Source organism: Candidatus Sulfidibacterium hydrothermale (genome assembly GCF_020149915.1).
GTDB classification, from domain to species: domain Bacteria; phylum Bacteroidota; class Bacteroidia; order Bacteroidales; family F082; genus Sulfidibacterium; species Sulfidibacterium hydrothermale.
This window is the reverse complement of sequence record NZ_CP083760.1, coordinates 226,833-242,130: the sequence shown is the minus strand read 5'-3', so window position 1 is coordinate 242,130 and position 15,298 is coordinate 226,833. Positions and strand designations below refer to the sequence as shown.

At 40.3% G+C, this 15,298-nt stretch carries 11 protein-coding genes; 6 read left to right on the top strand and 5 right to left on the bottom strand.

The annotated features are described in order from the left end of the window. Window positions 1–2 precede the first annotated feature (2 nt). The 4 genes from lipB (at window position 3) to LA303_RS00925 (ending at window position 6,617) form a co-directional block, all read left to right on the top strand. Window positions 3–701 carry a lipoyl(octanoyl) transferase LipB gene (gene lipB, locus LA303_RS00940; protein ID WP_240526070.1) on the top strand — a complete coding sequence of 233 codons (699 nt, stop codon included), beginning with the start codon at window positions 3–5 and terminating at the stop codon, window positions 699–701. Between the two features lie 120 nt (window positions 702–821). Further along, complete coding sequence (locus LA303_RS00935) at window positions 822–1,529, top strand: DUF2490 domain-containing protein (RefSeq protein WP_240526069.1); 708 nt, start codon at window positions 822–824, stop codon at window positions 1,527–1,529. A 101-nt stretch (window positions 1,530–1,630) separates the two neighbouring features. Continuing rightward, the gene (locus LA303_RS00930; RefSeq protein WP_240526068.1) at window positions 1,631–6,208 is read left to right on the top strand and encodes a GNAT family N-acetyltransferase; all 4,578 of its coding nucleotides are present in this window, start codon (window positions 1,631–1,633) and stop codon (window positions 6,206–6,208) included. 37 nt (window positions 6,209–6,245) lie between these two features. Beyond that, complete coding sequence (locus LA303_RS00925) at window positions 6,246–6,617, top strand: hypothetical protein (protein WP_240526067.1); 372 nt, start codon at window positions 6,246–6,248, stop codon at window positions 6,615–6,617. Here the strand turns inward: LA303_RS00925 and recO are convergent. The 5 genes from recO to nadA all read right to left on the bottom strand — a co-directional run bounded on the left by recO (window position 6,612) and on the right by nadA (window position 12,903). Further along, a complete protein-coding gene (gene recO / locus LA303_RS00920; RefSeq protein WP_240526066.1) occupies window positions 6,612–7,373 on the bottom strand; it encodes a DNA repair protein RecO in 762 nt (253 codons plus the stop codon). The two genes, LA303_RS00925 and recO, sit on opposite strands and share 6 nt — an antisense overlap. A 14-nt stretch (window positions 7,374–7,387) precedes the next feature. Further along, window positions 7,388–9,709: a type IX secretion system anionic LPS delivery protein PorZ gene (gene porZ / locus LA303_RS00915; RefSeq protein ID WP_240526065.1), complete on the bottom strand. Its 2,322-nt coding sequence runs from the start codon at window positions 9,707–9,709 to the stop codon at window positions 7,388–7,390. A gap of 157 nt (window positions 9,710–9,866) precedes the next feature. Then, a complete protein-coding gene (locus LA303_RS00910) occupies window positions 9,867–11,387 on the bottom strand; it encodes a toxin-antitoxin system YwqK family antitoxin (protein WP_240526064.1) in 1,521 nt (506 codons plus the stop codon). 41 nt (window positions 11,388–11,428) lie between these two features. Beyond that, a complete protein-coding gene (locus tag LA303_RS00905; protein WP_240526063.1) occupies window positions 11,429–11,965 on the bottom strand; it encodes a hypothetical protein in 537 nt (178 codons plus the stop codon). 2 nt (window positions 11,966–11,967) lie between these two features. After that, a complete protein-coding gene (gene nadA, locus LA303_RS00900) occupies window positions 11,968–12,903 on the bottom strand; it encodes a quinolinate synthase NadA (protein WP_240526062.1) in 936 nt (311 codons plus the stop codon). A gap of 532 nt (window positions 12,904–13,435) precedes the next feature. Between nadA and rpiB the strand changes: the two genes are divergently transcribed. Together rpiB and LA303_RS00890 are read left to right on the top strand one after the other, a co-directional pair. Next, the gene (gene rpiB / locus LA303_RS00895; protein WP_240526061.1) at window positions 13,436–13,888 is read left to right on the top strand and encodes a ribose 5-phosphate isomerase B; all 453 of its coding nucleotides are present in this window, start codon (window positions 13,436–13,438) and stop codon (window positions 13,886–13,888) included. A gap of 7 nt (window positions 13,889–13,895) precedes the next feature. Beyond that, window positions 13,896–15,290: a LutB/LldF family L-lactate oxidation iron-sulfur protein gene (locus LA303_RS00890; protein WP_240526060.1), complete on the top strand. Its 1,395-nt coding sequence runs from the start codon at window positions 13,896–13,898 to the stop codon at window positions 15,288–15,290. The last annotated feature ends 8 nt before the right edge of the window (window positions 15,291–15,298 follow it).

The following is a 15,298-nucleotide window of genomic DNA, read 5'->3' as shown; positions in this document are numbered from 1 at the left end:
AAATGGCAAATAAGGAGAAAAACACCGAGGTTACTTTGCTGGATATGGGCCGGATCGATTATGCCGAAGCCTGGGAATATCAAAAACAACTGTTCGACCGGATTCTTGAAGCCAAAAAAAAGGAAGCAAGAACCGAAAACTTTCTTCTTTTCTGCGAACATCCGCATGTTTACACTTTAGGAAAGAGCGGCGACAGAAGCAACTTACTGGTAAGCGACAAATGGCTCGAAGCCCACGGAATCGCTTTCTACCAAACCGACAGGGGAGGAGACATTACTTACCACGGACCGGGGCAGGTGGTGGGATATCCGGTTTTCGACCTGGATAATTTCGATCTTTCCGTAAAAGAATTTGTCTTTGACATTGAAACCATTTTAATCCGGGTTATCAAACGCTACGGATTACATGGCGCCCGTATCGAGAGAGCAACCGGTGTCTGGATCGATGCCCTTATCCCGGGAAAAGAACGGAAAATTGCTGCCATCGGCATGCGTATTCAAAACAAAGTAAGCATGCATGGTTTTGCCCTGAATGTAAACACCAACCTGGAATATTTCTCTTATATCAATCCCTGTGGTTTTCAGGATAAAGGAGTCACTTCGCTGCAAAAAGAATTGCAGCGCGAGGTGGAAACTTCTGCAGTAAAAAAAGCCATCATCGAAGAATTTGAAACCATTTTCGAAGCCCGGTTAAAGGCATAACCCCTTTTCGTTGCCGGCAAATAAAGTGCTTTTGAAAAACCTAAATTTCTTCTGTTTCATAATTTTCTTATTTTTACATCAATCAAAAAAACCGTTTTTGTATCAACACCGGAAAAACAGATGAACACATCAATCCAGGTCCGTTTTCGTTATACGATTTTCTTTTTGGCAGTACTGCTTCTCTTTCCGGCAGGTACTTTAACGGCCCAAGACAGCCCCAATTGGGATAATCAGGTATATCTCGGTAACAAGGTTACTTTCGGACAACATAAATGGAAATATTCTTTGGAACTGCAAACCCGTCTGAGAAATAACTTTCAACAGCTGGACAACTGGTTTATCGAATTTGTATCCAACTATCTTGTTTCCAAGAAATTTGAGTTAGTACCCGATTTCCGGTTTACCGTGAAACCGGATAAAACCGAATACCGGATCGGTTTAGGGGTTTTATATAAAAGAACAACACCAAAAATTCAGTTTGTCAACCAGGTAAAATGGCAACTTGATGTGGACAATCACGGCAAAGTAGGCAACGCCATGCGTGAAGTGATTTTTCTGAATTATCCTGTGAAAGAAAAAATCGTTACTACCCTTGTCGCCGGTTTTATTTACCGGTGGTGGTCCTACTGGAACGGATTCCAGTATATTCGTGTAGGACCGGGAATTACCTACCGGATCGACGCCAAACACACCCTGAACTTCAGCTATTTTGTCGGGGTGGAAAACAATACCAAAGATTGGTTGTGGGCCGGAATTCCCATGGTTCAACTGGTTATTAACGTTTCGAAAAAATACAAATATACACCGGCATATTATTTCGATTTTTAATTCCTTTTCCGGATACTGTTAGAAGCATTGCTTATTTTAGCACCGAATAACAGAATAAAATTTTCCGCACACCATTTTCCTGAACATAAAACCGTATTTTCATGAAGAACCTGCTCCTGCAAATCGAAAATCTGATTCATAAAAAAAACAGCGGGCTTCAAGCCGACTTTGTTCTCGATCGTTTAGCAGAAATCGAAAAAGACAACATCATTCCCCGGAAAGATTATTTCCGGTTTCTCGACCTTACCGCACGAAAAGAATTTCTGAAAAAGCTCTCATCAGACGAAAAAAGAAACGACTGGGCCGAAAAAGTTTTTGTTATTCTGCAAAATACCGACTACGGACTAAAAGAAATGTTCGAACAACGGGTAACGGAACACCCGGATAAAACGTTATTTATTAATCTGACAGAAGGGAAAAAAGAACGTTTCAGCTACCAGCAGATTTTTAACTATACCCGCGAACTGGCAGCCACTTTTTACAGTATGGAAAAAGAACCACGGGTAGCTGTTTTCTCAGCCAATTCGGTAGATGGTGCTGCTGTGGACCTGGCCTGTTTGATGTACGGCATTTACGACACCCCGCTGAATATTCATTTCTCGGAAGAGATCATCGGGAAAATCTTCAAAGACCTAAAAATCAATATTGTAGTAACCGATACGTTAGACCGGATTTACCATTTAAAACGGGTGAAAAAGCAATTTAATTTGTCTTTTTCCCTGCTTGTCAGCCAAAATATTGAAGAGCCGGATACTGAAATCCTGCAGCAAAAAGCCAAAGAACTTAATTACAAAGAGGTAGATGCTCTTTTAAAAAAACGGCCGAAGCGCAAACTCAACGAGGTGGCTACAACGATGTTCACATCAGGTAGTACCGGTATTCCAAAGGGCGTTTCTTTTTCGTACTACAACATTATTTCCAAACGTTTTGCCCGTCATGCTGCTTTACCGGATACCGGAAACGAAACTTTGCTTTGCTTTTTGCCGTTGTTTCATACTTTTGGACGCTATCTCGAACTCACCGGATCTATTTACTGGCACGGAACCTATATTTTTACCGGAAATACCTCTTCGGAAACCTTGCTTAAACTTTTTCCCGAACTGAATCCCACCGGATTTATCAGTGTCCCTATTCGCTGGATGCAACTGTATGAAAAGGCCATGCAAAAGCTGGGCAACGTAACCAGCGAAACGTTGCGAAAAGAAATTCTCCGAAAAGAAGTGATCGGAACACAACTGCACTGGGGACTTTCTGCAGCCGGTTATCTAAGTCCGAAGATCTTCCGCTTTTTCCAGTCGCACGGCGTTGATCTCTGCAGTGGTTTTGGTATGACGGAAGCCACCGGCGGAATCACCATGACCCCTCCCGGAGATTATGTGGATAACTCAACCGGCAAAGCCCTGCCGGGCGTATACACCCGGCTGAAAAAAAACGGCGAACTGGAAATCAGCGGACATTATATTGCCCGTTATCTTGAAGAGGCGCCTCCCGGAGGAATTATTCCTTACCCTTCAGAAAATCCGGATGAAAATTACTGGTTGCCCACCGGCGACATTTTTACCATTTCAGAAGACGGACATCACGAAATTGTAGACCGGGTAAAAGACATTTATAAAAACAACAAAGGGCAAACCATTGCCCCGCGCACCATCGAACAAAAATTCAACGGTGTTCCGGGAGTAAAACATGCTTTTTTAGTAGGCGATGCCCGCCCGTATAATGTACTACTCATAGTTCCTGACAGAGAGGACACCGTAGTAAAATCGCAAACCGATGAAGAAAGTCTCCGTAAATATTTTCATCAGATTGTGCAAACAGCCAACCGCGGCGTAGCTCCTTATGAACGGGTAGTAAACTTTTCGGTACTTGACCGGCCTTTCTCCGAAGAAAAAAAAGAACTGACGCCCAAAGGTTCTTTTAACCGTAAAAATATTGAACGAAACTTTGCCGAAATCATAAAAAAACTGTACCAGTCTGACAAAATCGGGTTTTTTGTGGAGGGATATAAAGTACAAATTCCCCGGTGGTTTTATCGCGATTTAGGCATCCTGGAAGATGATATTTATTATGAAGATCATTATTTCATCAATCGGTCAAACGGGAAAAAACTCTTTTTTCAACCGGTAGATAACGACCGTTGTGTCATCGGTGATTTTTCATATGAAATTAAAAACAAATCAATTAATCTTGGGCGGTTGGCTTTACAGCCCCTGTTATGGATGGGAAATGCCCAGTTCATCCAGTTCAGTCCGGTGAAAGAAGGCTGGGATTTACCGCTTCAGGAATTTTCGGCCCAGATTTGTTATCCTTCCTGCATCGATAACAAAATCAAAAAACAAAATATTATTTCCATTCCTTCCATCAGCAACAGCTTAATCGTCTTTATCAACGGTTTAATTATTGATGCTCTTTTTACAGAAGGGGAAAAACAGATGCAGGCCATTCAGCTGTTGGGCCAGCAGTTGGCAGAATCGCAGCGCCGGATTGCCAGGGTAATCCGACACCGGCTGGAGGCATTGGCCTGCCACCGCGAACACCGTATCCGGGCATTGGCTTACCAGAGCCTGGTTATCTACGATTCGAGCGCTGATTATCAAGAAGTTCTACCTGTATTTGTCCGTTCCGGAAAAACTTTTCTTGATACCAAAACCATCGAAGCCATTGCACTGAGCAGCCTGGGCAAACAACAACTGGCCGCTTTCAGAAAACGGCTTTTTGCCTACCGGAAAAACATGGAATGGCCGGCAAAAGGAACCACCCGGAAACAGTTTGAAGATATCCTGGAACTATTGTATAATTTTGGGAAACAGCATCCTTACTATTATAAGTCGATCCGGGCCGAACTGGCTGCATGGGTTTTACATGACAAAGACCCATACCTGTCAGAAAAGGCACGAAAATATTTTCATGAACTTTATCTGGTTTTTGATGCCCGCATGCAGGATCTGCGCCGGAATCTGCCGAAAAGTTTCTGGAAGAACATCATCGTTTTTGAATATGGCATTCCGGAAGAGCAAACCCGGCGCTTGCGAAAAATCATCACCGATACTGTTTTTCTGGAAGAATCCATTCATCTCATTTACGGACAAACCACCTTTACGGTGGATAAAATCATCCCCGAAGGGTTATGGATCACCAAGTTACAATCGTTTTCCGATTTCCGTCATTACCGTTTAACGGTAAACACCGTAAATAATAAACATTACGACCTGCATCTGGTAGTCACCCGGCAGGAAACAACCAATGAAACGGTTGCCGACCTGTATTGGAACGCTTATTTATCCGATTATCCGTTTGATCTTCCGGTATTATCATCGCTGGGCATCAGCAATGCCCAACACGGGGTGCGGTCGAGCCAGTATCTGGGAGGCCTGCGTGTATGGGAAAAAATCAGGCAGATGTCGGAAATTCACCAATGGGCCGGAAATTCACAACCGTATGCCTGGCATCAGCTGTTTATCAAATCGTTTGCTGTCGTGTTCAGAGCCTGGAAAATCAGCCGGTACAAAATCATTCCGGGAGCGGTTTCTCCGAAAAACATCATGGTACCGGAACTCGATTTTAAAGAAAGTGCAGTAATCATTTCCCTTACCGGATACGAACCTTACCGGAAAATAGAAGATTTGCTGGTGCCCATGATCAAAAACTTTTATCAGAAAACCGTAGCACTTTATCCCTGGGGAGGTTCACATCTGAAATACAACTGGATTTATAAAGCCATGATCGAAAGCCTGGGAAAAGAAGAAACTTTTCCGCTGCTGGAAGAATGGCGCCAGTTTTTGAAAAACACCCGCGATCCTTACCTGAAATCATTACCGCTGGAAGAATCCATTGACGATTTCATTAAAGAACAAAAGCACCGGCATTATTATCCGCTAAAAATACACAGTGCCATTTCTAATTACGAACAGTGGTTAAAACTGAATCCGGATGCAACCAAAGAAGCCCGCGAACAAACGGTTTACGAAATTTTTGATCTTTTCAAGATCTTTCAACGCAACGAAATCGAACGGTTTTATTTTTATCGTCATACCTATTTCAGCCATTCCAACAAAAAAGTGCTGGAGGCTTTCGGAAAACTATTGGAAAAACTGGAAGAGAAAACAGAAGCTGAAACCATACAACTTATCGAACTTTCCGATTTACAGGCCACACTCGAAGATCCGGTTGACCGGCGAATATTCAGCAAAATGGTCTTTCCGAAAATGAAACATTATCAGGAAATGGATTTGGTAAAAGTGGTGGATAAAAACAAAGAACAAATTATTGTTCAAACCCTGATAAAAGACAAAAGCGGTTTAATTTACACGATGCGTGAGCCCCGTGATGCTGCTGAGGTAGGAAAATTATATCAGCTGTTTTATGAAGAAAATTACCCGAAAACCGTTTCGCAACAGGATAAATATTTTGTGGTTACCGATAAATATGAACGGGTGATTGCCGGCATCAGCTACCGGACGCTGGAAAATAATATTGTACGATTAGATGGCACAGCAGTAACCAGTCCACTGCAAGGCAAAGGAATCGGTTCGGCCATGATCAATGATTTCTTTACCCGGATGGCAGCCAAAGATGTTTCCATCATCAAAGCTCATTACCTGCTGGGTAACTATTTTTTGAAACATAATTTTAAAGTAGACAAAAAATGGGGTGCTTTAGTGAAACATTTAGACGAGTAATACAGTATAAGTATTAATCATATTGTAGAAGCTTTTCATGATCACGCAAAAATTCAATCCTGAGACCCATTTTCTTGAAGCGGTTTACTCTGGTGAAATAACGCTTAAAGAAATCTTGGAATATAACAATCAAATCCGCAAAAACCCCAAGTATCCTCGTAAGCTAAAAATCCTTACCGATGCTACAGAAGCAGAGTTTCTGTTATCAAAAAAAGATCTGAAAGTGATTTCTGAAAAGGTAAAACAGATGCTCAATGACTATGAGACAGTTTATGATGCTATGATAATAAGCAAGCCCCGAGAAACGGCCTACTCTATTTTATACAAAGAAAGAGCCAAAATCGAAAATTACAAATTTCAGTATTTTTCAACCAAAAAAGCCGCTTCGAAATGGTTAGATGCGCTATGAACCTGTGTTTTTAGACAAGTTTTCAGGATGCAGTACCATACGTAATACTTCCACCGATTGAATATTTCCCAAACCGGGTAAATGTATTTGATAATAAGACAGTAAAAGATCCAAGATAAACCGGCGTTCGGCCGTCGTTAACGTCAGTGTTTTTACCGATTCCTTATCGGAATGAACCAATCTGAAAAATTTTTGTACCAAGTGACCTTCTGAAAAATATGAATGGGCCGGCTGATGTATTGAAAAGTTCCCGTTTTGCAGGTCGAAATAACGAACTTCCTGTTCTTGCAAAGCCGAAACTTCCGGATAAAAGCCAAGAAAACGGGTTAACCGGACCAAAAAAAGAAGATGGAAATTGATAAAACGGATTTCTTCCAAATCAAACCAGATCAAACTGTGAAAAAGCCAGGAAAACAACTCTCGGTCAGGAACCTCTTCGCGGATACTTTTATAAAGAATTTCGTTTAAAAAAAGGAGGATACTCTGCTTTTCCACAGAAAAAGGAATGTGCTGCCAGGCGTGGGCTACCCGTACTTCTTTCAAATGTTGCAATTGCCGGTTAGGCTTTTGGTCTGCTTCTATCTCCAGCAAGGTCAACGGTTCAAAAAAGGAAGGTTTTGTTTTGGACCTCCGGCTCCGTATTCCTTTTACCATATAAGACTGAATACCCAGTTCTTCCGTAAAAATCTTTACCACCAACGCATTATCACCATACTTGATCGAACGAAAAACAATTCCTTTTGTATGAACCAGCATAAGGCAATAAACAATCAGTGAATGACAAGAATCTTGGTTACCATACTTTGTGTTCCATCATCATTGGTTACAAAAACCAGATAAACACCGGTAGAAACATGCTCGTGATGAAAAGTATAACCATTCCATACAGCTTGCCCGCCTTCGGCTTTGGTTTCGTAAACCAGGTTTCCATGAACATCGGTAATTTTAACCGAAGCATTGGTTACCAGTCCTTTAATGGCTATTAATCCGGTATAATTTTCGCGCACCGGATTGGGGTAAGCGTAAACATCCGAATATGTTTGATTTCCCGGGGTAGCTGTACTCCGGTAAGAGATCAATCCTTTATCCGTTCCGATAAACACTTCCCCGTTCTTATCAATGGTTATGCCGGTGATGGTATTGGAAAGCAACGGACTATTTTCGGTGGTAAAATGATGGATTTCTTTTAATCCGTCGGGTGAAAAAAGAAAAACACCGGCACGCTGCGTACCTACCCATTTCCGGTTTCCACCATCTACAGCAATAGCCGTAACCGTTTCGGTAACCAGTAAAATATCGGCCAGACCGGTTCCGTCGTTTCGCGGAACCAGAATTTGCTGGGCATCAAAGTCAGCACCCGGTTCAAAAATTGCTTCCGGTGAATAAAATACATTAATTCCTTTATCCGTACCTACCCAAACTTCTCCGTTATTATCGGTAGCAAACGAATAAACGGTACTTCCCTGAATATTTCCGTAACCCCGTACAGAACTCAATATTTTTACCTGATCATCTGAAGTGTTGTCAATGGTACCGTTATCATTAAAAACGATCACCATGCCATCATTTCGTTTTTTAATCCAAATGTTGTCATTGGCATCTACCATCAAACTTCCGATATCAATGTTGCTTAACCGGCTTCCGAGAAAAAAGGATTTCCAGGTACCGTCGGGTTTCATTACCGACAAAATATTTTCCGTACCTGAATTGGCTACCCAAAGATTTCCCCGGCTATCAAAATCAAGTCCACTTACATAAACCAAATCAGCATCTGCCCATATTGGTCGTAAGCTGCTGTTATCTTTCGAAAAAATACTTACCAGTTTTCCATCCTGAAATTTCATCACGCCATCCTGAAAAGTACCGACATAAGCCGTAGCCGGATCGTAGGGATTCACTTTTACACATACCGGATCGGTAATGGTATCAAAGGCCGGTGTATTTTTCTTGTCAAACGTTTTCCAGATGCCATCCTGAAAAAGGAACACGCCATCGTGATTGTAGGTTTTAGCCCAGTTCGACTGATATCCGCCCGAAGCTACCCAAACATCATTTCCACGGGAATCCAGGGCAAAAACTTTTGTAGAAGCCGGCCCGTCTGACCGGATCAACTCCTGATTATTATTTTGATTCTGGGTTTTAAGCAATCCTTGATTTTTTGTACCAATCCATACAAAATCATTTGGATCACCCCGGGCTGCTAATGGTTCTATTCCATTGATACCGGCTTTGTTTACATAAAAAATACTTTTTCCGGTTTCATCAAATCCTTCTACCCAATAACGATTAACCACAAATAAAGTATTCCCCTCGGCATTCAACTGAAAATGCCGCCAGTGATTTCCGGGTAAAAAATAGTCCCACCGGGTTCCGTCGTAAACGTAAAGCGTATCGCCATCCCAGCCGGATGAAAGGTAATTGGTATAAATCTTTCCGGCAAACGAGGTAATCAGATTATAATTTTGCACCGGCAGGCGTGTATCCAAATGCCATTGCTGATAATCGGCCGGGTTGGTATTATGTAAATTCCAGTAATAAATTCCTTTGGCCGTCGCTGCAAAAAGTGCCGTATCGTTTGAGGTAATATCCTGTACATCCAATGCACTGCCATCCGGACCAATGTAATAAGTATCTTTAATTTCGTGCCTTTTCACATCAAGCACCACAATACCGAAACTGCAGGCCAGATAAGCATATTGATCTTTAAAGTAAATATTGTGAATGGTTTTAATTCCGGACATCTCCTTATTAAAAATATCCGGTACATTGATCACATTTTGATTAGCATCGATCAAGTCGATATTGGCATCGGTATAAGCTACCACCAGCTGGTTTGAATTTTTGTCGTATGCAATTTTACTAATACCCAAATCATTCAATCCTTTTACTTTATCAAAAACCGTTATTTTACCATCTTCGTTACGATAAGTGATCAAATCGTAGGGTGTAGCAGCATAAATCAAATCAGGCGTAACAGCTACATCAATCATCTCATCATACGGCAAATGAGTTCGCCATTGCCCGATTTCAGGTTGGGCAAAAAGTCTGACGACAAAAAGTAAAAAAATAAAAATGAGAAAATATTTTTTCATTCACAGAGAAATTTTATTGGTTATTCCACAAAACAAGTACAAAGTTTATAATCCTTTTTTACCTTTCAGAATAACCCCTTTATTTTTCTAAAATAAGAAACGTAAATATTCAAGTAATATTAAACGATTTTATGTATTTATTTATTTATAAAACCGGTCAATTCACTTTCACGCCGTCTACTTTTACCTCTTTTCCATGTTTATAGGTGATACTGATAATCAGATTTCCGTCCTGGTCATACTTTTTCCATTCGCCGTTTTTCCGTCCCATGGAATAGGTTCCCACCTCTTTTAATTTTCCGTTGGGCCAGTACCACTTATGTTCGCCATTGGGCAGATTATCAATAAACTTGCCTTCATAAAACAGGGTTCCGTCGTTATAATAATATCTGCTCCAACCGTTTAACTGTCCGTCGGCATACTGTTCTTCCCGTTTTACATCACCGGTATGAAAAACCCATTTTCCTTCTTTCTTTCCTTCTACATATTCTCCTTTGGTAATTACATTTCCTTGTTCGTCATATTCTGTATAAGTTCCGTCTTCCTGTCCTTCGTAAAAATTCTCGGTACGCAACAATTTTCCGTCAGGATAATACCATCGCCAAAGGCTATCCGGTTCGTTATCCACATATTTTCCGGTTTCTTCAAGGGTTCCGTCAGGATAGAAATATTTCCATATTCCGGTTTTCAGGTCTTTATGATAATTTCCAAAAGCTTTTAGTTTTCCATCAGGATAGTATTCTTTCCAGAAACCTTCCCGTTCGCCGGCATCGGTAAAAATTCCTTCGGCAATTTTCCGTCCGTTCCGGAAAACAAAAGCTTTTTTCACTTTCCCGGATTCATCATACTGCCGCATAATTCCTTCGGGTAATCCTTTTTTATTATACGTTGCCTGGATTTTTATTTTTCCGTCAGGATAATAATCGGTTCGCACCTCAAGCTGCGAAAGTGCTTCGGCCTTTTTTTCCTTTTCACCGTTTACATATTTTACGGTAGCAATCAGGTTTCCTTTTTCATCATAGGTTTTAAAGTATCCGTTTTTTAAACCATGATGAAAAAACCCGACTTCTTTTACTTTTTCATCCGGATAAAACCACATCCATTTTCCGTCCGGCTGTCCGTTGGCATCAAAGCGATTAATACGCATCCGTTTGTACACATATCCTTTTTTGTAGGTAATGATTTGTATGATCCGTCCGTCCGGTGCATATTCATAAGCCGTTCCTTCTTCCAGTCCGTCTTTAAACGGAATTTTCATCTTTACTTTTCCGTTGGGATAAAGATAATAAGTGTATCCCTGCTTGACATCATTAACAAAATTTTCCTTGACCACATTTTTTCCCTGATAGGTTGTGCGGAATCCGTTTTTTTTACCGTTTTTGTACTGAATTGTAACCGTCAGGTGTCCTTTTTCGTCATAGAATTTCCACAAACTATCCAGCAGGAAATTTTTACGATTCCCTTCCGATTTTAACCGGCCGTTTTCGTAATAATTTTTCCAGTATCCATCCGGTTTTCCGTCACGCATAAATCCTTCACTGGATATTTTCCCGTCAGGATAATGAAACACGCAATATCCGTTAGAACGAATGGTATCGTTTTTCTGCTGGGCAAAAGAAGAAACAGAAACCAGCAAAAAAACCACAGAAAAAAACAGTTTCAATAATATTTTGGTCATAAATTATTTTCTATTCAACAAAAACGTGTAAAAATAGTCTTTTAATGTCCTGAAACGGTACGGCCTTTTAAACGCCGGGTATTTTTTTGTAAATTATAATTATCGTTCCGTATAACTTTCAGAACAGCGTTACTGCTTTCGGGCTCAATATAATAGGAGAGGGTATCATATTTTATTTTTCCGTAACCCTGCACCCATTTTTCAGCAGATAATTGATATTCATTTTTATCATTCAAAACGAATTTCAAAAACCGGTGCGGACCGTCTTCAAAAGCTACATTGATGTAATCTTTTCCTTCTCCCACAGCTACCCCGGGTGTTTTTTTCGGAATAATGATTTTTTCAACATACTGTCCGTTTTCGAAATTAATTTTACCCCGTGCCACTTTCGTTTCGGCATAACTCAAATTACGCCGCAAAACAATTTTCTTCGAGTTATAGAATTGAATTTTATCAATACTCAGGTAGTTTTTGGTCAAATTTTGACGCATATCCTGCGTAAAATAAATGGTTTTTGAGCAGGAAGCCATCAAAAATAAACCAGCAAGTACAGAAAGCAGCAGTATATTTTTTTTCATAATTAAATGATTTTTAGTTTTCTGGAAATTTCAAGCATACGTTCTATCGGTTTACGGGCTTGTTCCATTACGGTTTCATCCATGACAATTTCAGGCGTTTCGTTTTCCAATGCCAAATATAACTTTTCCATGGTATTAAGCTTCATATACGGACAATCGTTGCACGAACAGGTTTCATCAGAAGGAACAACCAAAAATTCTTTATCGGGCGAATCCAGCTGCATTTGGTGTAAAATACCGGTTTCGGTAGCCACAATGAATTTTTTTGCCGGATCGGTACGGGTAAATTTTAATAATCCGGTGGTAGAACCTACAAAATCGGCTATTTCAAGAATTTGCTGCTGGCATTCGGGATGAGCAACAATTTTGGCTTCCGGATTTTCTTCTTTCAACTTTAAAACGGCCTCAGCGGTTAAAATATCATGTACTTCACAGGTTCCGTCCCACAAAACCATATTCCGTCCGGTAACCCGGTTTACATAACCCCCCAGATTACGATCCGGAGCAAAAATGATTTTCTGATCTTTCGGAAACGATTCGACCAGTTTTACAGCATTACCCGAAGTACAAATAACATCCGACAAAGTTTTGATAGCCGCCGTAGTGTTGATATACGAAATGACCATGTGATCGGGATACTGTGCTTTAAAAGCAGCAAAATCGTCGTAAGGACAGGAATCGGCTAACGAACAACCGGCTTCCATATCCGGAAGTAGTACTTTTGCATCCGGATTGATGATTTTGGCCACCTCTGCCATGAAATGAACACCGGCGAAAACAATAATGTCCGCATGGGCTTCTGCTGCTTTTTGTGCCAGTCCTAAACTGTCACCCACAAAATCGGCAATATCCTGTATTTCGCCAATTTGATAATAGTGCGCCAGAATAATGGCATTTTTGGCTTTTTTTAATTTCTGTATTTCGTTTTTATAGTCCATTATTTCCTTTTTAACAATTCGACTTATATTAACTTTTTTTATTTAAAAAACTTCTTATTTATTATATGCCTGTTCATATTGGTGAAAAAAAGATCATCTAAAATTTGCTTTTTATAAAATACGTTTTTATGAACATTTACCTGACAGTTTATCACCATTTAAATTTTTTTATATCAGTGTTTTCACCATCTTTTTAACCGCTTGTTGATAAGTTACAAATTTCATAAAAAATACCGTTAAATACACCTGTTTGATGTTGAAAACCCTCTGAAAAGATTTAATAAAAACCCTCCAAAAAGGGTAACCGGATTCTTTTATCCATTTGGTTGTTCATAACCTGGATTTTTTCATTTTTTATTCAACAAATTTACGCAGATATTAACAATGGTGTTTGATAAATTTTAATTTTTTGGGAATGAGTATCTTATTTAAGATACCCCCATTTTTTCATTTTTTAAAATTTGTTCATTGTCAATGGTTTTCGTGTGGCTGATAAATTTGCTTAATTTTGTCAATGAAAAATTTATGAACAATGGAAGAAAAAAGAGAAACTTTGGCATTGGCATCTGATCATGGTGGATACTGGATGAAAGATTTTATTATTTACAAGTTGAAAGATGCCGGTTATGATGTAAAAGATTTCGGTACCGATTCGGGCGATAGTGTGGATTATCCTGATTTTATTCATCCGATGGCTCATGCCATTAATGAAGGAACATATAAAAGGGGAATTATTATGTGTGGCAGTGGCAATGGTGCCCAGATGACAGCTAATAAATACCCGAATGTACGGGCCGGATTATGTTGGAATGTAGAACAGGCCCGGTTAACCAGACAGCATAATAATGCAAATATTCTTTCACTCCCCGGAAGGTATGTTACCTTTGATGAAGCCTGGAAAATGGTGGAAGCTTTTTTGAATACGCCTTTTGAAGGAGGCCGTCATGCACAACGAGTGGAAAAAATCGGGAAAACGATAAAATAAAAGGTCGGTGAAAAGTTCAGTTCAAAAGAAAACATTTCTGAAAAAGGCCGAAAAAGTGGCTTTTGACAAAGTGCATCGCGAAAAAATAAAATTCAATATTTCGCGGTACGATCGGGCAGTGGAAAAAGGGAAAAAGATTTATTCCGATCTTTCATTGGCACGAGAACGAGCCGGATATATTAAATACAAGGTAATTAACGATTTAGATAAGTATTTAATTGAGTTTGAAGATAATTTTACTAAGAATGGCGGTAAAGTTATCTGGGCTGCCGACGCCCGCGAAGCCATTCATGAAATACTTAAGATTGCCCGGAAAAACAAGGTAAAAAAGGTGGTAAAATCCAAATCGATGACCACCGAAGAAGTGGAACTGAACAAAAATCTTCAGCAGATTCATATTGAATCACTCGAAACGGACCTGGGAGAATTTATTGTACAACAAGCCGGGCAAAAACCGTATCACATCGTTACACCGGCCATGCACATGTCAAAAGAAGACATTGCCGCGCTTTATCATAAAAAATTCAATACCGACGAAAAACTGACTCCCGAAGAGTTAACCCTTTATACCCGTAAGTTATTGCGTAAGAAATTTGTCGAGGCTGATATGGGAATCAGCGGAGCCAATTTTCTGATTGCCGATATCGGGGGGATTGCAGTAACTGAAAATGAAGGAAATGCCATGTTGTCCATGTCGTTTCCGAAAATTCATATTGCCATTGCCGGTATCGAAAAGTTAATTCCCCGGCTGGAAGATCTGGATTTGTACTGGCCGTTATTGGCTACACACGGAACCGGCCAAAACATGACAGTTTATAATTCCATTCTTACCGGGCCGAAAAAGGCAGAGGAAAAAGATGGTCCGGAAGAAATGTATGTGATTTTGCTGGATAACGGCCGAACCAATATACTGGCAAAAGAACGGCAACGCCAGGCTTTGTCGTGTATCCGGTGCGGAGCCTGTTTAAATGCCTGCCCGATTTATAAAAACATTGGCGGACATACTTATGATACCACTTACAGCGGTCCGATAGGCTCGGTAATTACGCCGTATTTGAAAGGACTGAAAGATTATAATCATTTGAGTTTTGCCTGTACAATTTGTGGAAAATGTACCGAAGTGTGTCCGGTGAAAATTCCGCTCCATGAGCTGATGCTGGTCAATCGGGATGATGCGGTGAAAAACGGATTTTATACCTATTTCGATAAAAAAAGCGTCCAGGTTTCTACCAAATTTCTTTTATCGCGTAAGCGACTGGATATGTTTGGCGGCAAAATGAAAAATTTTGGTGCCGGACTCTTTATGGAAAAAGTTTGGGGTCCGCGGCGCGAGCTGCCTGAATTTGCCGAAAAATCATTTAGCAAGCAGTGGAAAGAAAAGTTCGGAGAAGAAAATGATTAATCTTTCAG

Coding starts and splice junctions, on each gene's coding strand:
- nadA (WP_240526062.1), bottom strand. CDS start 12,903: ATGGACTATAAAAACGAAATACAGAAATTAAAAAAAGCCAAAAATGCC.
- recO (WP_240526066.1), bottom strand. CDS start 7,373: ATGCTGGTTCATACAAAAGGAATTGTTTTTCGTTCGATCAAGTATGGT.
- LA303_RS00930 (WP_240526068.1), top strand. CDS start 1,631: ATGAAGAACCTGCTCCTGCAAATCGAAAATCTGATTCATAAAAAAAAC.
- LA303_RS00910 (WP_240526064.1), bottom strand. CDS start 11,387: ATGACCAAAATATTATTGAAACTGTTTTTTTCTGTGGTTTTTTTGCTG.
- rpiB (WP_240526061.1), top strand. CDS start 13,436: ATGGAAGAAAAAAGAGAAACTTTGGCATTGGCATCTGATCATGGTGGA.
- LA303_RS00925 (WP_240526067.1), top strand. CDS start 6,246: ATGATCACGCAAAAATTCAATCCTGAGACCCATTTTCTTGAAGCGGTT.
- LA303_RS00905 (WP_240526063.1), bottom strand. CDS start 11,965: ATGAAAAAAAATATACTGCTGCTTTCTGTACTTGCTGGTTTATTTTTG.
- LA303_RS00935 (WP_240526069.1), top strand. CDS start 822: ATGAACACATCAATCCAGGTCCGTTTTCGTTATACGATTTTCTTTTTG.
- lipB (WP_240526070.1), top strand. CDS start 3: ATGGCAAATAAGGAGAAAAACACCGAGGTTACTTTGCTGGATATGGGC.
- porZ (WP_240526065.1), bottom strand. CDS start 9,709: ATGAAAAAATATTTTCTCATTTTTATTTTTTTACTTTTTGTCGTCAGA.